The sequence below is a fragment of the Verrucomicrobiota bacterium genome (genome assembly GCA_027622555.1).
In the GTDB taxonomy this organism is placed as follows: Bacteria; Verrucomicrobiota; Verrucomicrobiia; order Opitutales; family UBA2995; genus UBA2995.
The window spans coordinates 16,907-36,614 of the sequence record JAQBYJ010000006.1 but is presented as its reverse complement, the minus strand read 5'-3'; the positions used below and the strand labels follow the sequence as shown (position 1 = coordinate 36,614).

Annotated in this window: 17 protein-coding genes; 11 read left to right on the top strand and 6 right to left on the bottom strand. The window is 46.6% G+C overall.

The features are described 5' to 3' along the window. The first annotated feature begins 20 nt into the window (after positions 1-20). Positions 21-1,169, top strand: a complete 1,149-nt coding sequence (locus O3C43_02835) for a M24 family metallopeptidase (protein MDA1065420.1) — start codon at positions 21-23, stop codon at positions 1,167-1,169. Positions 1,170-1,207: 38 nt separating this feature from the next. On the opposite strand, the gene argS is transcribed toward O3C43_02835, so the two are convergent. Beyond that, positions 1,208-2,971 carry an arginine--tRNA ligase gene (gene argS, locus O3C43_02830; protein MDA1065419.1) on the bottom strand — a complete coding sequence of 588 codons (1,764 nt, stop codon included), beginning with the start codon at positions 2,969-2,971 and terminating at the stop codon, positions 1,208-1,210. A gap of 187 nt (positions 2,972-3,158) precedes the next feature. Between argS and O3C43_02825 the strand changes: the two genes are divergently transcribed. Beyond that, positions 3,159-4,502 carry a thymidine phosphorylase gene (locus tag O3C43_02825; GenBank protein ID MDA1065418.1) on the top strand — a complete coding sequence of 448 codons (1,344 nt, stop codon included), beginning with the start codon at positions 3,159-3,161 and terminating at the stop codon, positions 4,500-4,502. 76 nt (positions 4,503-4,578) lie between these two features. Here O3C43_02825 and O3C43_02820 read toward each other — a convergent pair whose 3' ends face one another. Both O3C43_02820 and O3C43_02815 read right to left on the bottom strand, forming a co-directional pair. Further along, the gene (locus O3C43_02820; protein MDA1065417.1) at positions 4,579-4,665 is read right to left on the bottom strand and encodes a hypothetical protein; all 87 of its coding nucleotides are present in this window, start codon (positions 4,663-4,665) and stop codon (positions 4,579-4,581) included. After that, positions 4,638-4,859: a hypothetical protein gene (locus O3C43_02815; protein MDA1065416.1), complete on the bottom strand. Its 222-nt coding sequence runs from the start codon at positions 4,857-4,859 to the stop codon at positions 4,638-4,640. Before O3C43_02815 ends, O3C43_02820 begins: the two co-directional genes overlap by 28 nt. Positions 4,860-4,970: 111 nt before the next feature. Between O3C43_02815 and O3C43_02810 the strand changes: the two genes are divergently transcribed. Further along, positions 4,971-6,311 carry a bifunctional UDP-3-O-[3-hydroxymyristoyl] N-acetylglucosamine deacetylase/3-hydroxyacyl-ACP dehydratase gene (locus O3C43_02810; protein ID MDA1065415.1) on the top strand — a complete coding sequence of 447 codons (1,341 nt, stop codon included), beginning with the start codon at positions 4,971-4,973 and terminating at the stop codon, positions 6,309-6,311. A gap of 11 nt (positions 6,312-6,322) precedes the next feature. Next, positions 6,323-7,093: an acyl-ACP--UDP-N-acetylglucosamine O-acyltransferase gene (lpxA, locus tag O3C43_02805; GenBank protein MDA1065414.1), complete on the top strand. Its 771-nt coding sequence runs from the start codon at positions 6,323-6,325 to the stop codon at positions 7,091-7,093. A 61-nt stretch (positions 7,094-7,154) separates the two neighbouring features. Here the strand turns inward: lpxA and O3C43_02800 are convergent, their stop codons facing one another. After that, positions 7,155-7,469 carry a DUF971 domain-containing protein gene (locus O3C43_02800; protein MDA1065413.1) on the bottom strand — a complete coding sequence of 105 codons (315 nt, stop codon included), beginning with the start codon at positions 7,467-7,469 and terminating at the stop codon, positions 7,155-7,157. A 23-nt stretch (positions 7,470-7,492) separates the two neighbouring features. Then, positions 7,493-9,223 carry a radical SAM protein gene (locus tag O3C43_02795; GenBank protein ID MDA1065412.1) on the bottom strand — a complete coding sequence of 577 codons (1,731 nt, stop codon included), beginning with the start codon at positions 9,221-9,223 and terminating at the stop codon, positions 7,493-7,495. 166 nt (positions 9,224-9,389) lie between these two features. On the opposite strand from O3C43_02795, the gene dnaE reads away from it, so the two are divergent. Continuing rightward, entirely contained in the window at positions 9,390-12,677 is a 3,288-nt protein-coding gene (gene dnaE / locus O3C43_02790; protein MDA1065411.1) for a DNA polymerase III subunit alpha, read from the top strand. Positions 12,678-12,727: 50 nt separating this feature from the next. On the opposite strand, the gene O3C43_02785 is transcribed toward dnaE, so the two are convergent. Continuing rightward, a complete protein-coding gene (locus O3C43_02785) occupies positions 12,728-13,387 on the bottom strand; it encodes an HAD family hydrolase (protein MDA1065410.1) in 660 nt (219 codons plus the stop codon). Positions 13,388-13,469: 82 nt separating this feature from the next. Here O3C43_02785 and O3C43_02780 point away from each other — a divergent pair, with 82 nt between their 5' ends. The 6 genes from O3C43_02780 (at position 13,470) to nadB (ending at position 19,707) form a co-directional block, all read left to right on the top strand. Continuing rightward, positions 13,470-14,612 (top strand): ABC transporter permease, encoded by a 1,143-nt coding sequence (locus O3C43_02780; protein ID MDA1065409.1) that lies wholly within the window; start codon positions 13,470-13,472, stop codon positions 14,610-14,612. A 5-nt stretch (positions 14,613-14,617) separates the two neighbouring features. Continuing rightward, positions 14,618-15,388 carry an ATP-binding cassette domain-containing protein gene (locus O3C43_02775; GenBank protein MDA1065408.1) on the top strand — a complete coding sequence of 257 codons (771 nt, stop codon included), beginning with the start codon at positions 14,618-14,620 and terminating at the stop codon, positions 15,386-15,388. Positions 15,389-15,464: 76 nt separating this feature from the next. After that, positions 15,465-16,478: an MlaD family protein gene (locus tag O3C43_02770; GenBank protein ID MDA1065407.1), complete on the top strand. Its 1,014-nt coding sequence runs from the start codon at positions 15,465-15,467 to the stop codon at positions 16,476-16,478. A 15-nt stretch (positions 16,479-16,493) separates the two neighbouring features. Then, positions 16,494-17,129, top strand: coding sequence for a PqiC family protein (locus tag O3C43_02765; GenBank protein MDA1065406.1), 636 nt, complete (start codon positions 16,494-16,496; stop codon positions 17,127-17,129). Positions 17,130-17,209: 80 nt separating this feature from the next. Beyond that, positions 17,210-18,052 carry a pantoate--beta-alanine ligase gene (panC, locus tag O3C43_02760; protein MDA1065405.1) on the top strand — a complete coding sequence of 281 codons (843 nt, stop codon included), beginning with the start codon at positions 17,210-17,212 and terminating at the stop codon, positions 18,050-18,052. A gap of 50 nt (positions 18,053-18,102) precedes the next feature. Continuing rightward, positions 18,103-19,707, top strand: a complete 1,605-nt coding sequence (gene nadB / locus O3C43_02755) for an L-aspartate oxidase (GenBank protein MDA1065404.1) — start codon at positions 18,103-18,105, stop codon at positions 19,705-19,707. The last annotated feature ends 1 nt before the right edge of the window (position 19,708 follow it).

Below are 19,708 nucleotides of genomic sequence, written 5' to 3'. Positions count from 1 at the left end.
GAGTTAAATGGTGTTGCTTCATGGTAAAAAGCAAAAAACACCGAATTGTTGCCGATTGTAATTATGCAGACACTGAGCAAGATCCAGATCAAAAATGGCTTGCTGGTTTCTTCGTCCCTGATCGTTTTCTGAGTTTGAAAATCGGTCGAAAAAAAATCGGCATATTTAGTGAGCTTGAAATAAACCGTGCCAAAAATGAATCTCAGTTAACCGACGTATTATCGATGGTGGCTGTTGAGCGTTCGGCTAAAGAGTGGCTTGGTAAAAGTGCAGCAACGGTTGTTGATCAAATTACCTGGCTAGCCAATGTTTACCACATCGATCTATTCCGAGTCCCGCAGAATTTTCCTGTTTGGATTTCTGAGGGATTGCATCGACATAATTTTGATTTCCAAGTGATTGAAGGTGCTCTGTTTCCTAAACGACTTGAAAAGTCAGCCCTTGAAGCTGAATTGATTCGAGAAGGAAACCGTTGCTCTGCTGCTGGGTTCAGGGTGGTTAAGAAAATTCTTCAAGCTTCCCAGATCCGCAATGGCTTTATTTATTTCGAAGGCAAAAAACTTACCAGCGAACGTTTACGTGAAGAAATCGAATTCGTCTGTTTGCGAATGGGGGGCGTTGCATTACACACTATTGTTGCGGGAGGAGACCAAGCTTGTGATCCTCACTGTGGAGGTTCTGGTTCTCTCAAGGCGAATGAACTAATCATTGTGGACATCTTTCCCCGAATGAAGAAACACGGTTATTTTGGTGATATGACCAGGACCTTCCTGAAAGGGAAGGCATCCGATGCCCAAAGAAAGTTGGTTAAGACGGTTCGTGCCGCACATAAGCTTGGGATCTCGATGATAAAAGGAGGCATCCAGGGCAATAAAGTTCATGAAGCTATAAACAAACTATTCAGAGATGCAGGTTTTAAAACAGAGCGGGTAAATGGAGTTCCGACTGGGTTCTTCCACGGTACCGGACATGGTCTTGGCTTGGAGCTTCACGAACCCTTACGTATAGGAGCCAATAAACTTACGTTGAAACCGGGATTTGTTTTAACAATTGAGCCAGGTTTGTATTATCCAGGCTTGGGTGGATGTCGGATTGAGGATGTGGTTTGGCTTACAAAAACTGGGTGTGAAATGCTTTCCAGGGCTCCATATCAGTGGGAGTTCGCCTAGGCATGTTTTCAATTTATTCGTCGGATGAATTGAAAACCCTACATCTTTTCCAAAGTCCCGATCCCTAAAAGGGCCAAACCCGTTTCAAGAATAAGTAAAGTGCGTTGGCAAAGCATGAGGCGGCGATCACGAGTACCCGGATCTTCTACGTTTACTTTATCGGCACTGTAAAAGGAACTATATGCGCCAGCGAGTTCGTACAAGTAGGTACACAGGTGATGGGGTCTTAAATCAATCAACGCCTGATCCAATACAAATGGAAATCCGGATAGCTTTCTCGCCAAGGCAATTTCTGTGGTGGTTTCAAGAAGGTTGGCTTCGGTTAGTTCCGCATTCTCAGCTACCCCGGTTTTTCTAAAAATACTTTTTATTCGCGCGATTGCATATAGCATATAGGGCGCTGTGTTGCCATCCATGCTCAGCATTTTATCCCAGGAAAAAATGTAGTCCGTTGACCGATTTTGCATCAGATCCGCATATCGCACGGCAGCAATGCCAACGGTTTCGGCAATCTCATTTTTTTCATTTTCCGAAAAATCCGGACTTTTTTCTTCGACTGTTTCCCGCGAGCGTTCGACGGCCTCATTAAGAAGATCGTTTAATAGAACCGGAGTTCCGCTTCTCGATTTTATTGGTTTACGATCTTCACCAAGAATAGTCCCGAAATATACGTGGTGAAGTTCGGGGATTTTGTATTCTTTGGCTTCAAACCACTCTTCAATGGTTAAGAAGAGTTGTTGGAAATGGTCCCTTTGGCGGTCGTCAGTAACGTAGATGATTTGAGCCGCATTGAATATTTCGAGACGGTAGAGAACGGTAGCAAGGTCAGTGCTTGCGTAGTTACTAGCGCCGTCCGATTTCCGATAAAGAAAAGGCTGGTTTTTGAAACGATTATGTTCGGGAAAGAACACCACCCAGGCACCTTCGCTTTTTTCACCAACTCCTGTTTCCTCGAGTTCATCATAAACGCGCTGAACTTTGTCACGGTAAAAGCTTTCACCCAACTCGTAATCGAAATCAATGCCGAGCCGATCATAAATTTTGTGGAAACCGAGACTGCTGATTCGATTGATCGCTTCCCACATAGCGACGTTTTTGGCATCGCCTTCTTGGAGTTTAACAAGCTCCTCACGTGCTTCGATAAGAGCTTCTGGATCTTCGTCTGTGACCTTGTTTCCCCATTTATAAAGTGCTTCTAGTTCAGCCAAAGGATCCTCGTGCTGAGATTGTAAATCGAAGCCCTTTCGTTTTATGGCAAGGATCAACTTGCCGAAGGCAGTGCCCCAGTCACCGATATGGTTGTCTCCAATTACGTCCGCTCCGAAGTATACCAGTAATCGCTTAATGGCTTCACCAATGACCGTGGATCTGAGGTGCCCTACATGCATCTGCTTTGCCGAATTAGGTGAACCGTAATCAATAATGATTTTGTTACCTTTGAGTCGGAGGGCTGCAGCGTTCCTCAAATCGTCAGCCGTTCTGAACTTCGTTAACCATTCGAAATGAAATCGAGGACTCAGTTTAAAATTAATGAAGCCAGGCCCTGCTACGCTTAATTCAATCATATCTGGATCGAAGCATCCGGATGCAAGAAGTGCGTCTATGAGTGTTTCCGCAAGTGCTCTTGGATTTTTCTGGTTGCGCTTGGCAAAAGGTAATACGCCATTGGCTTGGTAGTCTCCAAATCTTGGATCGGCCTGGCGGACTTCCGGAGAAAAGTTTCCATCAAAATCAGGAAGTGTAGTTGCTGTACCTCCTAATGTTTCTTCAAGGCCTCTAGCAATGTCGAACCATATCGTCATCCCACAAACCAATGGGAGGTCGTTTTGAAACTGCAAGATTAGATTTTTTGCTCAATTGGCTTATCGGGAGTATGTTTAAAGATTACCTCCTTCGTAGAATAAGCTCGACAAAGAGGACCTAATTACCTACTACTTAAACCTTTGCAATTTTGGCCGCCGAGACCGTCCATGCTGGTCTATTAATTTTATGAGAAAAAAGATACTTGTACCCAAGAAATTCATAAAGCCGTCTTACTCCTACCTAGTAGAGAAAAAGCGCGATGGTGGTGAATTCTCCCCAGAAGAAATTCGATATATTGTAGATTCCTTGCTCGATAAGGAAATGCCTGAATATCAAATGGCCGCTTTAGCTATGGCTATCTATTTCCAGGGCATGTCCGCTCAGGAAACAGCTACTTTGGCTGAGGAGATGATGCTTTCTGGGGAAGTCGTTGATCTTTCACAGATCTCACGTCCCAAGATTGATAAGTACTCTACCGGTGGAGTAGGAGACAAGACTTCATTGGTGTTGCCTCCCCTGGCTGTTTCTTGTGGAGTTATAATGCCGATGATGGTTGGTCAGGATGAAGAATTCCTAATCAGCAGCTTGGACAAGCTTGATGCTATTCCTGGATTCAGTGGTCGTATGAGTCTAAAACAGTTTGTTGATCAGTTAAAGACAACTGGTTGCTGCATTGTTGAACAAAGCCCTGAAATTGCTCCAGTTGATGGAGCTCTTTACCGTTTGCGTCAAAATACGGCGACAATCCCTAGTTTACCGCTCATTACCGGCAGTGTCCTCAGTAAAAAACTCGCAGAAGGTGCGGAAGGATTGGTGGTTGATGTGAAGTGGGGGAACGGATCTTTCATTAAGGATGTTGAACAGGCGAGGCAATTAGCCCGATCCATTACCCGCGTAGGTCGCTCATTAAAGCGTCGCTGCGTGGCTCTTGTTACCGATATGAATCAGCCACTCGGCGATACGGTAGGAACAGCCCTCGAAATTCGTGAAGCGGTGGAATTACTTAAAGGAGAAGGTCCTGAGGATTTGAAGGAGCTCGTTCTTAAGCTAGGTATGGAGATAGTTCGCTTAGCTGGTGTGGCGGGATCTACTCTATCTGCTAAACAAACGGTGCTACGACATCTGAAAGATGGGTCGGCACTTGCCAAATTCAAAGAGTTGATTGAAGCCCAAGGCGGAGATTCAAGCTACATTGACAATCCGGATAAATTTCCTGTTGCGAAACATATTCGCAAACTACCTGCACCGAAGCGTGGTTATGTTCACACTATCAATGCCGGTATGATTGCTCGTGGAGTTCAGCTTCTCGGTGCCAACCGCGATGGGCGAAAGAAGCATGTTGATCCTGCTGTGGGCGTTTCTGAAATCAAGAAGGTCGGTACCCAGGTGAAACAAGGAGAGCCGTTGATGATGATTCACTACAATGACGAAGCAAAATTGGAAAGCGTGCTCGAATACTTCAAACAAGCATATCGTCTCGCGCCCAAACGTCCGAATCCTCCGCAGCTCATAGTCGAGCGCGTAGCTTAGGTCGCGGAAGCAACTATTTATCAAAAAACCGTTTCTGAAAAGATGCGGTTTTTTGTTGGAGATAATTGAATTAAATCTAAACCCTGCCCTGGTAGGATTTATCCGAAGTATTGATCTTTATTCTGTCTCCAACTTTTACGAAAAGAGGAACTTGTAGGACCAACCCGGATTCGGTTGTGGCAGCTTTAGTGGCAGCACTTTTACGGTGGAACTACTCCCGGTTTTCAAATTCCTTAATGTGACCTGGGTCCAACCTGATCCGCGCCCTTGAGTGCGGAACAGCATGTCTAAAACAAGGTGAGGCGTGCCGTTATAATCGATGACGCGTCCTTTACGGATGTCGGTAGGTGAAGCCATAAAATAGGAGTTTGGGTCGGTTGCTAGATTTTGATTCCTATGTTGTCAACCGCTTGGGAGTGCCAAAATTGGTGCTTTCCTTTTCTTTCTATATTATAAGGATACCACCCCATGAAACAAAGGTCCATTCTGCGCGAAGTGACCGCGAAAGGAAAAGCCGTTCACACCGGCGAGGAAGTAACCCTGACTATCAAACCTGCTCCTGTGGATCACGGTGTGGTTTTTCGTAGAGTTGATCTGTACGGTAAACCAGAGGTGAAAGCATCCATCGAGAATGTTTCGGAAGTTATTCGCAGCACAACTATTTCGGATGGCTACACCAAAGTTGAAATGACAGAACACCTGTTGAGTGTGCTCAACGGAATGGGTGTGGATAATGTGATGGTTGAGGTGGATGGAAATGAACTTCCCGTCTTTGACGGCTCCGCTAAACACTATTTAAATATGGTCCTCGAGGGTGAGCCTGTTGAACAGGACAAGGAACGGGAGTTTTACGTGCTCAAGGATCCTATTTCTGTCACCAATGGTAATCGCTCATTGGTAGCTTTGCCTTACGACGGCTTTAAGGTCACTTGCACTTCCACCGACCAGAAGGCGGTTCATACCCAACATCTCTCTATCGACATCGATCCCGACGTGTATGCAACGCAGATTGCTTCGGCCCGGACCTTCACGATTTACGAGGAGATCGAACCGCTTCTGAAGATGGGGAAGATTAAAGGCGGTAGTTTGGATTGTGCGGTTGTCATCAAGGGCGACAAGATTCTCTCAAAAGAACCTCTACGTTTTCCTGACGAGATGGTGCGTCACAAGATTCTGGATATTATTGGAGATATATTTCTCCTCGGGATGCCGATCAAGGCGCATATTGTTGGACTCATTCCTGGTCACGCTTTGAACGCCAAGCTGACCCGTGCCATTTATGAAAAAATGATTGCCGAGTCTGAAGCTTCCAAAAAGAAGGTTGAGAAAAAGGCCCCTAAACCGGTTGTGATATCAGATGCAACCGAGCTGGATATTCAACAATTACTGAATCTGTTACCTCATCGTTATCCATTCCTTATGGTGGATCGTGTGATAGAAATTAAGTCGGATACTACCGAGTTGACTGCCATTAAAAACGTAACGGTTAACGAGCCTCATTTTACGGGTCATTATCCGGGCAATCCAATCATGCCCGGAGTTTTGCAAATCGAGGCCATGGCCCAGGTTGCCGGTGTGCTGATGCTTTTACGTTGTGGCGGTGAAGGGAAGATTCCTCTCTTTATTAGTGCTGATAAAGTGAAGCTCAGGAAAATAGTTGTTCCAGGAGATCAACTGGTGATCGAGGCAAAGATTTTAAAACTCCGAGCTAACAAAATTGGAAGTGCTTCTGCTTCTTGCAAAGTTAACGGGGCCGTAGTCTCTTCTATGGAAATGATGTTCGCACTCGTAGCAGAAGAAGATTCTTAACACTTCATTTCATGAGTATTCATTCAACGGCTATAATTGAACCCGGAGCCAAAATAGATGAAAGTGCTGAAATTGGCGCTTATGCCTTTGTTGGCGCCGAAGTAACTGTTGGGCCAAACACCGTTATTCATCACCATGCTACCGTGGAAGGATATACCTTTTTAGGTGAGGAGAATGAGATTTTTCCCTATGCCTGTATCGGCACAAAAACACAGGATCTGAAATTCGACGGCGGAAAGCCTGGATTAAAGGTAGGCAATCAAAATACCTTTCGAGAATTCACTTCTATTCACGGAGGTACTCAAGACGGTAAGTTTACGAAGATTGGAAATAACAATGTGTTTCTCGCTTATGCACATGTTGCTCATGATTGCGTTATTGGCGACTTCCTCATTATGAGTGGTCAAAACGCCCTCGCTGGCCACTGCGTTGTCGGTAATCACGTCATCATCTCATGGGGAGCAGCGGGTCATCAGTTTTGCCGCTTTGGTGATTATTGTTTTGTGGGTGGTATGTCGAAAACGGTGAAGGACGTGCCACCGTACATGCTGATCGATGGACGTGACCCGGAAGTTAAATTCTTTAATAAAGTCGGGCTCGAACGTCATGGATTTACCAAAGAAGATCTTTCTGTGGTGAAATTCCTCTATAAGACTTTTTACCGCGAAGGATTAAATCGAAAACAGGCAATGGAAACTACATTGGCTTCGGATCATGCCAGTCATCCACGCGCTAAGGTTTTTCTCGACTTTATGGAAAGTAGCGATCGTGGCGTGTATTAAGGCGGGTTCCCGTTTTTTCGCTGCCAACTGTTCCCAATATCAATCCGCTTGCATAAGCGGACTAAGACCAGTCCTTTTGCCGTTCTCTGAGAGTAGTCAGGTAATCGAATGAAAACAGGCCAGTGTTGTGCCCATCGCTAAAATCAAATCGAATGGCATAGTTTCCCATGAATTCCCAGCCAGTTACCGTTACGCCTGGATACTTGTGACCGGGCTTACCTCCGTGCACTTTTCCCAGGATATCCATCTCGCCTATGTTTTCGGCACTCGGTGAAAATTCGCGCAGAAATGCCATCGGGAAATAATCTTCCTCTCCATTATGCCATAGGATAGCGATTTCCTGTCCAATTATTTGAACGTCTTTAGGACTTTTCATAAGGTGTTAGGGCCTCTTTTAGATTAAGTGTCGGCGGTTACTTCCGTTCGAATCTCATTCTTATACTCTACTCGTTGTGCGTGCTCCTTTTTCAATATACTCATGAAATTAATCTTACCCGTTTCCTTCAACTCGGGCGCTCCCGCCGCTTTTATATCCATGGTTGAAGCAAATAGATCATGCCAAGGTTCAAACATCTCGAGTTCTTCTTTCATCGGCATCCATCGCGGGCGAAACTGCGCTTTGAACATACGAACGCAGTTCGTCAGGAAATTTCTGAATGCCGTTTCCATACGGGATACGTGCACCTTCTTAAACATGCCAGGAACGGCGCCGAATACACTGATAAGAACTCCGAGGAATGTGTTCTTGTGAGACTTTGCTCCATAAAACTCAAAGTATATCCGTAGTTTCCAATAGCTCAGCATCTCCCGGCTTCCTACGTCCATATAGAGATTGGACGGAGCCATAGTCTGCGCATCGAGGATGTGCCTGAAGTAGTCCCGCGTGAATTTGATTCTTCCCTGATTGTAGAGTTTTCGAAATAGCTCTGTCCCCGGCAGTGCCATATAAAAACTTATCGCAATATCTTCCGATCCGGTTTCTGCGAGTTGTCTCACAAAAGACAGCGATTCTTTAAAGTGCTTCGGGGTATCATGTGGAAACCCAAGGACGAAAAAACAGGTCACATGGAGATCGTGCTTTACCGCGGCCTCCATACTTTTCAGGAGTTTATCTTTGTGAATCCTTTTCTTAATGAGCTCGCGCGTTTCGTCCGATCCGGATTCTGGAGCATATGCCATACTAACCATTCCACTCTTTTTCAGAAGCGCAGCCACCTCATCATCAATAGCCTCGGCTCGTGTTCCGGTCGGTAACTGCCAGGTAATATTCAAGTTTCGGTCGATTATCAATTGGCAGAAATCAACGATCCAATCTTTCTGAATGATGGCTGTTAAATCTTGAAGCGGAAAATTGGACGCTCCAAATTCGCGTATGTAATATTCCATTTCGTCCACAACCTTGGACGGTGTTCTCGCAACCCAGTTTGTTGTCCACATATTCGGGGAGGAACAATAGGTACACTGGTACGGACATCCGCGCGTTGCGAGCATTGGAATGGTGATCCCATCCGTGTCGATTCCACCAATCAAGCCATGCTTCCGATAGCTGGCCAAATCAAAAAGATGCCAGGCCGGTCGTGGGATATCGTCCAATGCGGCATTGCGCTGTCGTCTGGGATTTGTGATAACCGAATCACCTTCATGGTAGGCAATACCGGCGATTTCTTTATGTGAACTACCAGAGAAAATAGCCTCTGCCAGTTCAACACAGGTTTCTTCACCTTCTCCCATTACGACGAAGTTAACGTCCGAGGATTGTAAGCAAAATTCGGGCATCGATGAGACGTGCTCTCCTCCCACCATAATGGGTACGTCAGGAAATTTTTTTCTAATTAGCCGGACCAGCTGGACCACAATGGGCCATTCATGGGTGAAAATGGTACTTATCCCGATGAGTTTTGTGGCTTCATCAATGCGTTCAGTCATTTCCTCGATTTTAAGGCCCATGAGGAATCCTTTATAGGCTCGAGTCGTTTGCGTCGGATCTGCAGCTACTGCATCAACAATCTTTACGGTGTGTCCGGCAGCTTCAAGTGATCCAGCGACGTAGGCCAGACCGATGGGTGGGCTTACGGATGTTGTCGCAAATCGAAGGACATCTATAGCTGGAGGTCGGATAAGTGTAATCATCGCAACCGGGTTTAGGGTCCTCTTGGTTAAATGTCTATTCCTTTCGGTGTTTTGAACGATATCTCCAGTCGCCTGTTTCTATCCAAATCTTTGGTAGTTTGCTTTCCTGAACTAATTTTGGAAACACAGAAATGGAGGCTTGCATTCTCTTAAATATAGTGAACATATGTTTACTATGGAAAGTTTGGGGAATTATGGCTTTCACTCTTTTTATGGCTCGCTGCTATCGCCGCGAGAGTTGGTGGAATTGGCTTATCGCTTGGGGTATCGCACCGTGGGTATTGCGGATGTTGGAGGGTTTTGGGGAGTGGTAGAGTTTTCCCAGGCCTGTCTGCGTATGGAGATGCAGCCGGTGTTTGGATGCCGTCTACAAGTTGCGGAGTTGGGAGAGATTCAGCTGACCGTTAAAACTGTCGATGGCTACCAGGTACTTTCGCGCTACTTGTCACTCTGGCAAATGCAGGGAAACAGAATTCCTCTGCCGGCATTTCAGTTCTTCTGGCGAGAGTTTGGCGGGCACTTTCATCTATCGGTTCGCCCGGTTCCTCCGCGCAATGCCTTGCCGCAAGTGAGCGATTGGGTCGTTTGGAGGCGTACGTGGGATCTATGTGTGGAGCACCTCGGTCCTGAGTTGTGGATCGAACTTCAATGGGACACTCCGAGAGAGCAGGAGCTTCAGCGAAGGGTATACCGGGAACTCTCACCTTTGACCGACCGTTGGGTAGCTATGAGCGGAGCTCGGTGTGTGACTCGCGATCAGTGGAAGGTCCTACGCGTCTTGCAAGCCATCGGTACACTGACCTGCATAAACCAGGCTCATCCGGATAAACTGATTCCCGGTGACTATGCTTTTGTCGCGGCCGAGGCCATGCGACACCGATTTGGCAAAGTCCCACGAGTGCTGACTCAAACCCGGAAATTCGCAGAAAGCTGTGAGTTCGATTTTGTCTTCGATCAACTCTGGTTACCACATGTACAGACAGGGTTCGATCGCCAGGCGATCCATCCCTATTCCGGCGGTCTCGGCGAGGCCGCCCTGCCTCCTAACAAACGTGAAGAGTTGCTAGTCGCAGCGGAGGAGGCTGGTGTATATGGAAGTACGTTGGGGGAATCGGACGACGGACGAAACGAGCAGGACTTCAAACAGCTGAGGTATTTGTGTCTGCGGGGTATCATCCTGCGTTACGTAAAAGAGCACCACCCGTGGAAAAATAAACCCACACGAAAGGAGCTGCTTGAGCGCATTCAGCGCGAGCTGTCGATCATCCGGGAGACGGGTTATGCAGGCTATTTCCTAATTTTCTACGACATCGTATTGGCCTGCCGGGCACGCACTATTCCCTTGCTCGCACGGGGTAGCGCCGCGGGTAGTCTGGTTTGTTACAGTCTCGGTGTGAGTAATGTGTGCCCCTTTCGTTTCGGGCTGAACTTCGAGCGGTTTCTAAATCGGGAACGGCTCAAGCATTCAAAGCTTCCGGACATCGATCTGGATCTTCCCTGGGATAGACGGGACGAGGTTATTCAGTATGTGTACGAAAAATACGGTGCAGATCATGTAGCGATGATCGGCGGTTTCAGTACCTTTAAAAGTCGAGCGGCCATCGCAGATGTGGCCAAGACCATGGGCGTCTCAGAGAACGAGGCACGTTACATGACGCGCTACATGCCCTATAATGGCATGGCTGATATGATGTATAAGCGCAAAGATCATCAGGAGAACAAACACCTGGAGAATGAAGAGCGTTTCGAAGAGATACTTAAGGTAGCGCTCTGTCTCGATGGCCTGCCACGGCATCCAATGATGCACCCCTGTGGTATCGTTATTGCAGACCGACCGCTGGCCGACTTCACGCCGCTGCTATCGTCGAATAAAGGTTATATGATGACGCAAATGTCGATGCAGCCAGTGGAGGATCTCGGTCTGCTAAAACTCGATTTACTTGGGCAAGCCGGGTTGAGCGTTATCCGTGATACCTGCGAAAATATTCGTGAGGAGTTAGGGGTATTTGCACCGCTTGATCGTATTGATTACTACAATCCGGAGATCTACACTATGATGGCCAGCGGCGAGGCTAGGGGAGTCTTCCATATCGAGTCGCCGGCGATGACAAGTCTACTCAAGATGTGTCAGTGCGCTGATATCGATTGCCTGGTTGGGGTTGTGTCCGTTATTCGCCCGGGAGCGGCCAACGAGGATAAGAAGACCTTATTCTCCCGACGTTATCTGGGTCAGGAAGAGCCGACTTATGTGCATCCGGACCTTGAGCCCCTTCTGGGCGACTGTTTTGGATTGATGGTCTATGAGGAGCACATCCTATTGGTGGCGCACCACTGGGCAGGTATGGATCTGGGGCGGGCTGATTTGTTGCGTCGCATACTGATAAAGAAGCTGAAAGGCCGCGACATGCAGGAGTTGGAGGATGAGTTTTACGCCTGTGCCCGTGATAAGGATAGGGACGAGGATGCGATCGATACCGTCTGGAAATTATTGGTAGGGTTCTCTGGCTACATGTTTAACAAAGCGCATGGTGCGGCTTATGCGGTGGAAGCATTCCAGGGAGCGTTCCTAAAGAAACACTACTTAGGCTATTTCATGACGGCAGTGCTACAAAGCGGTCGTGGATTTTATAGCGCGCTGGTATACATGCTGGAACTGTTGCGTCACGGTTACCGTTTCGAGCTGCCCGATGTGACGCGCCCGGTCTTCGGATTTTGGTTTCGCAACGATACAGTGCTCTATCCATTGTCCCGCATTAAAGGGTTGGGTAGCAAATTCTTGAATACGTGGAGGGTGGAGGTGGAGAAACGTGTGTTTGAAGACTGGGATGATTTTCTAGTGCGGGTGCTTCCCGATCGGGCTGATTTGCTACTTTTGGCCAAGTCGGGAGCCCTGCACTTTTTTTTCGAAAATCGTTATGAGGCAGTTTGGTGGGCGGAGCACTATCGCCGCCAGGATTACGTGGAGCGAAGCGAACGCTTACTTCAACCGGAACCGACTAAGGAGCCGTTCCCTTTTCAGTCCGAGGAGCCCGGAGTGTTTGCTCACTGGGAAACGGATTTGCTTGGTTACCCGATTACGATGTCGCCCTTTGAACTGTGGTTGGAGGGGATAAACCGGATCAGCGCGGTATCTATTGATCAATTGGTGGAGTATGTCGGCCGCGAGGTGGAAATCGTGGGAATCATTGTGGCGGTGCGAAACTTTATCGCAGTGAACGGGAAGCCGATGAAGTTTGTCTCGCTTGTGGATGAAACCGGAGTGGCAGAAGTTACGCTGTTTCCGCAGGCTTATCAACGGATGGCTTATGTAGTCTCACGTTCCAAAGCTATTCGCGTACGTGTGTTGATAGAGTGGGATAAAACCGAAAGCGCGATTACCGTGCAGGGCGTCAGCCTGGTAGAGGCAAGAACCGGATTGCGAGATGTAGACAAGGCTCTCGCTCGAGCCGTTTAGCTGAAAGCCCGCCAAGAGAGGCCTTTGTTATTATCTAAGGAGAATGAAGGTCAGGCAATTTCAGGAAGAAGATCGAGACCAAATAGTGCTTTGCCCAGTGCAGGAAGATCGGGAAATACGGCGTCCGCGTTTGCTTCCTCCAATTCCACTTGGTTGTGCGTGCCGGTGGTTACGCAGTAGGCTGGAATACCGACTGAATGGGCCGCTTGAATATCGTAGGGACTATCGCCGATAAGGGCCGTGGTCGCCGGATCGGCATCAAGAAGCGCGAGAACGTATTCAGAAAATTCCTTTTGCGGTTTGCGGTAAGGTGTGTCGTCTGCGCCGACCACTGCATCCATATATTGTGAGATTTCCAGGTGGTCGCAAAGAGTGCGGGAATGTTCACCAACTTTGTTGGTAAATACGGCCAGCTGTTTACCCTGGGCTTTCAGTGCCTGGATTAAGGGGAGACCACCAGGAAGAATATAGGCATCTTCAGTGAGGATCTCCTTAAGTTGAATTTTCCAGCGAGCACAGGCTTCTTTGTGCAACTCCACTGGTACGAAATTGGCCATTGTCAACTCAACGGAGCCACCAACCGCACGTTTGATTTGATCCCTGGTCGGGATGGGTTGTTCAAGTTCGGTTAGCACGTGTTCGTAGCAACGTACCAAGCAGGTAAAGTGGTCCAATAGAGTACCATCCAAGTCGAATAATAGGCTTTGCATTCTAGGGAAGGAGTGTTTGCCTATTGTGAGCCTTAAATCAACTGAATAGCCTGTTGATTCATATCCTATCCTCTGCACTTTTATGTCGAAATATCCTTATGCCAGCCAGGTTGAGCTGGAGGAGACTGGTGAAACGCTTGTCATTCGTTTGATGGGTAAATGGTTTTTGGATAAAACTGCACCTTCTTTTAAGGAGTTTGTTAAAAGAGGAGATATTCGACCTGATGTGAATGGGCTTCTGTTAGAAACCAAAAATCTTGAGGATTGGGATTCATCACTCCTCGTATTTTTAAATCAGGCAAAAGAGTGGTCTGACGGTCGCAAGATGGAGTTAAACTGTGACTGTTTACCCCATGGCTTGGGCCGGTTGATGTTGCAGACGCAGAGTGCTGTGGACTCCCGTGTTGATGGAATGGAGCCTAAAGGAGCTCCTAATTTTGCCGAAGAAGTGGGAAACTATACGATCAGTTTCTGGCGCGATTTACGCGTATTTTCCGATTTTTTGGGTGAGATCATTGTTTCCTTCTTTCGGTTGTTCACTGGAGGCTCTCGAATGCGATGGGTAGATTGTTTTCGTTCCATGCAGGACACTGGCCCTATGGCGTTACCAATCGTAGGGCTTATCAGTTTTCTTATCGGCGTCACTTTGGCGTTTCAGGCAGCTGATCTGTTGAAGGATTATGGCTCAGAATATTTTACTCCAGCATTTGTCGGCTTGGCTATGGTTCGTGAGATGGGGCCGATCATGACGGGCATTGTATTGGCTGGCCGAACGGGAGCCGCTTTTGCCTCAACCATTGGCTCAATGAAAGTGGCAGAAGAGATCGATGCACTTCGCACTTTGGCGGTATCTCCGGTTGACTACCTGGTTCTACCGAGAGTCATTGGGCTTTCGATTATGACACCTTTGATGGTCGTTTATGCGAACTCTCTTGGAGTGATCGGGGGTATGCTGGTGGCCAAGATTACGTTAAACATGCCGGTGGAAACCTATATTCAGGAAACCTTTCTTAATATCAGTTTGATGGACATCTGCTCCGGTCTGATTAAATCCAGCGTTTTTGGAATTATCATCGCTTATTCCGGTTGCTTACGCGGGATGAATTGCGAAAGCAGTTCGACAGGTGTTGGACGAGCTACAACATCGGCCGTGGTAACTTCCTTGTTGTTGATCATAATATCCAATTCCATTTTCGCAGTTCTTTACAGTATTTACGAAATTTAATAAACGTGTCTGAAATTCCACACATTGAGGTAAAAGATTTGATATGCGCTTACGGCGATTACCAAGTCCTGCATGATATTTCTTTTGAAGTAAAACGGGCAGAGATATTAGTGATCATGGGTCGGTCGGGATGTGGGAAAAGTACTCTGCTAAAAAACATGGTTGGGCTTATTGAACCCTCAGGAGGACAGGTGTTATACGAAGGCCAGGATTTTGCAACTAGCTCTGAGCGAGAACGAGAATCGTTGTTACGAAAATTTGGAGTCCTTTATCAGGGAGGTGCCTTGTGGAGTTCGATGACCTTGGAGGAGAATGTTGCATTTCCGTTGGAGGAATACACCAACTTAAAGCGAGGTCAGATTCAGGAGATCGTTGACATGAAGCTTAGCCAGATGGGCCTGAAAGGGTTTCAAAAATTTTACCCGAATGAATTGAGTGGTGGTATGCGCAAACGCGCCGGACTCGCTCGGGCTATGGCGTTGGATCCCGAGATCTTATTTTTCGATGAACCTTCCTCGGGGCTGGATCCGGTTAGTTCAAAACGTCTTGATGACCTGATCTTAAGCTTAAGGGACTTGTTCAACACTACCGTTGTCGTTGTGACACACGAGCTTGATAGCATATTTGCCATAGCCGACCAGGCCTTGATGTTGAATCCCCAGACCAAGTCGATGATAGCCAAAGGTAATCCGCATGATCTTATTAACAATTCTAGAGATGAAAGGGTGACCGAATTCCTAAGCCGAAGAGGAGGCCGTTATTCTCAGCAACCATGATGTTTACTAAATTTGATTTTTCAGAACCAGGGTTGCACTTTTTGTTAGTGTTCTATAACTCCCTCCTCCAATATTTATGAGTACGAAACCAAATGCCACCGTTGTTGGGATTTTTGTCCTCGGTGCCCTCGCCTTTGCTGTGGTTGCGTTAATTTTTCTTGGGAGATCTGCGTTCTCGAGAGCAAGTTATAGATTCGTTACTTATTTTGATGAAACAGTGAGTGGTCTCGAGGTGGGGGCTGCTGTGAAATTTCGGGGCGTAAAGATCGGGCAAGTTACCGAGCTTAAGATTTTTCTGGGAGAGACAGAAGGAGAGGGCGTTTCTAGTCGCATACCAGTGATTTATGAAGTTGATAAAAGGAATTTTGATGAATCAATGGGGTCATTGATTGACATATCCAAACCCGACGAACTTCGAAACTATATTGATGATGGGCTTCGGGCTCGATTGGCGACTTTGAGCTTTATAACAGGTCTTATGTACGTCGAGTTAGACATTGTAAATCCCGATGAGTATCCGGCTGAGTACTACAGCCAGTTTTCTGAATTTTTTGAAATTCCTACCTTCAAAGGGACTTTGGCCGAGCTCTCTGATAACGTAACAGACTTTATCAAACGCTTTAATTCGGTAGATTTCGAAGGCATTTCATTGAAATTGATCGACCTGCTTGAGAACTTAAATACGGAAATTCTGAATGCCGATCTTGAGGGGCTTTCTCAAAGCCTACAAGGTACGGCTAATTCATTTACCGCATTAGCTGAGTCGCCAGAGTTTCCAAAGCTATTCGAAAAGATGGAACTGACCCTCACCGAATATCAAAGCTTGGCATCGGAAATTAGATCCGCGGTCGATCCCACGGCAGAGGATTTGCAAAACGCGTTACAACAGTTGACCAAAACACTGGAGAGTTTGGAAGTAACTACATCCTCTTTGCATGTAATGGTGCGTCCTCAATCAAGTGTTCGAACAAATTTGGATCACGCATTGGGCAGCTTAACCGAAGCAGCTGAATCATTGCGAAGTTTGACTGATTATCTCGAACGCAATCCGAGCTCCCTGATCAGCGGCCGACCTTCATCACCTGATTAACATCCAAATGCAACCATGAGAATCTCCTTCATTCTATTAACTTTATCTATGCTTGTGTTCAGTGTTGGTTGCATTGGAATTGGTGGTGAAGGTGATTTGCAACCTACCCACTATTATACCTTAACGGCAATCGATCCTATTGAAGCCGGTGACAACTCGGCAGAAACAGTTATTGAGGTTGGATTCGATCAGGTTGAAGTTCCTGATTATTTGGATCGGAAAGAAATTGCAGTAAGGACTGGCGAAAATGAACTGCGGTACACAGAAAGAAATTTGTGGGCTGAAAGGCCGTCTGTAAGTTTGCAACGCATTCTAACTCAAAATATTGAGAGGCAATCCTCGAAGGTGCTAAGCTTACACGCTCTTCCATGGCCTGATCATTCCGATCCTGATATTATCGTTCACTTGAAATTTCAGTCATTTGAAGCTCAGGAATCTCCGGAAGCTCGACTTCTTTTAAAAGTTTCCTGGACGGTTCAATCGACTCGCGATGGAACGATTTACAAGCAAGGCTACTTTGGCGGAGAAAATCTAAAATGGGACAAAGGAAACTATTCGAATCTGGCTCGAGGACTCTCAAATGGGTTGTCTATGGTAAGTCAGTTAATCGCTGAGGATCTCGATGATGTCGTTGATGAATTGTGGAAGTAAGCAAAGGATTAAGTGATTATCTCAGTGAGATTATTGGTGCAATTTAAGACGGATTGATTTTGATTTAAGCAACACTTTCGATGGAAACATTTTCTTCACTTTCTGAGTATGATGCCATTAAAGGTCGGATTCGGCTTGCAGAGAAATCACTTGGGTTCATTTCAACAGGTGGAGCACTGAATGAAGGACATAAGTGCCTAATTCAGTTGGCGCGCGTCGAAGTTGACGTTTTGATACTGAGTATCTTCGTCAATCCCAAGGAGTTTAGCCTTCATGAAAAATACGAGCGTTACCCGCGACGAAAACAGCAGGACCTTGAGATATGCAAAGAATTGGGTGTCGACTGGGTATTCTTTCCAGATCCCCAAGAGCTTTTTCCAGATGACTATTCCACCTTCGTAAACGAGAAGCAAATCACTGAAGTGTTATGCGGTCAATCGAGGCCGCATTATTTCTCGGGTGCTCTTACTTTAATTGCCAAGTATTTGAACCTATTTCATCCCGACATACTGTTTTTTGGCCAGAAAGATGCGCAAAAGATCGCAGCTGTGCGTCGGATGATTCGAGATCTACATTTTAATGCCCGCATAGAAGTTTACCCAACTGTTCGTGAGGAATCAGGATTGGCTATTGATTCCAGGAATGAGTGGTTTTCTCCTCAGCAAGCACTTGAAGCAGCCGGAGTCTATCAGGCTTTAAAAGCTGGAAAGGACATGGTGAACAACGGAATTCGAAATCCTGACCGCATCACTGCTGAGGTCATTCACATTCTCAGTAGGCGTCGCCGGATTCGCATCATTTATGTGGCAATAGTTGATATTGATTCCATGACTCCTGTGCGCGAAGTCGTTTCTGGTAAAACCCTCATTTTGACCGCTGTTTGGTTGGATGAGGTACGAATGCTCGACAACATCCTTCTTTGATCGAGGGATTCAAATACTCTTTACTTTAATGCCGTTACCTTTTCCGTTCCATGGCTGAAAGATTTGAAATTCTAGTAATTGGTAGCGGCATCGCCGGCTTGAGCTTCGCCTACAAGTCTGCCGAGCTTGGCCATAGAGTGGCCATTATTACGAAAAAACAACGTGCGGAGTCGAACACTAATTATGCGCAGGGTGGTATCGCGGTTGTTACTTCGGCTACCGATGACGTAGACCTTCATGTTCAAGATACTTTGATTGCCGGCGACGGATTGTGTGATGAAAAAGTAGTTCGTCAGATTATTAAAGAAGGCCCTCAATGCGTTCAGGAGCTTATCAATCTTGGACTCGAGTTTTCAAGACACGAGGAAGGTTCTTTTTCGCTTGGTAAAGAAGGTGGGCATTCGGAAAGGCGGATTCTTCACGTTGCTGATATGACTGGAAAGGCGATTGAAACGGCCTTACTTTCTGCTGTCGAGAATCACCCTCTAATCAGCACTTTTGAACATGCTTTCGCTATCGATTTTATAACCCAAAAAAAAATGCAGCAGCTTTCCGCTGGAAATGAGTCGTCCGAAGATAGAGTGGTAGGCGTTTATGTATTAGATGTGTTAACTGGAGATGTTCGAACCATTGCAGCACAGGCTGTGTTGCTGGCTTCTGGTGGGGCCGGCCATGTATACCCTTTCACAAGCAATCCATCAATTGCCACTGGAGATGGTATTGCGATGGCTTACCGCGCAGGTGTTCCCGTTGCGAACATGGAGTTCATTCAGTTTCATCCAACTACACTCTACTCCGATTCACCTAAGCGTTTTCTTATAAGCGAAGCAGTTCGAGGAGAAGGCGCCTTATTGCGTAATTTATCAGGAGATCGATTTATGGATGACTACGATGAGCGAGCTGAACTTGCTCCTCGTGATATTGTAGCACGAGCGATCGATGCTGAGATGAAGAAAAGTGGCTCAGCTCACCTCTGGCTCGATATAACCCACCAGGGTGAGCATTACCTCCAGGAAAGGTTTCCATCGATTTATGCGGCTTGCCTGGAGCAGGGGATCAACATCTCCAAAAATTGGATACCTATAGTTCCTGCTGCTCATTATCTTTGTGGGGGCGTGGTTACCAATCTCGATGCAGAAACCGATTTACCCGGATTATACGCTTGTGGAGAAGTTGCTTGTACCGGATTGCATGGCGCCAATCGACTTGCCAGCAACTCTTTATTGGAAGCTTTGGTAATGGCAAATAACGGGGCTTTTGCTGTAGACAAATATCTTAAAGAATCTTCCGTGGGGTTTCTAGAGTTGCCTGATTGGGTGGATGGTGAAGTGAGCGATCCTGATGAACGTGTTGTCATTACCCATAATTGGGAAGAACTGCGCAAGGCCATGTGGGATTATGTAGGTATAGTCCGATCAACTAAACGATTGAAACGCGCTCAAAAACGAATCGAGCTCTTATCAGCCGAAATCAACGAATATTATTGGAATTTTACGGTGGAACCTCGCTTACTTGAATTAAGAAACCTCATTCAAGTAAGCGAGTTGATTGTGAAATGTGCCTTACAAAGACAGGAGAGTCGAGGGCTCCATTTTACGCTGGATTTTCCCGATAAGAATGACGAAGTAAGCAATACCGTGATTCATCCAAATTGAT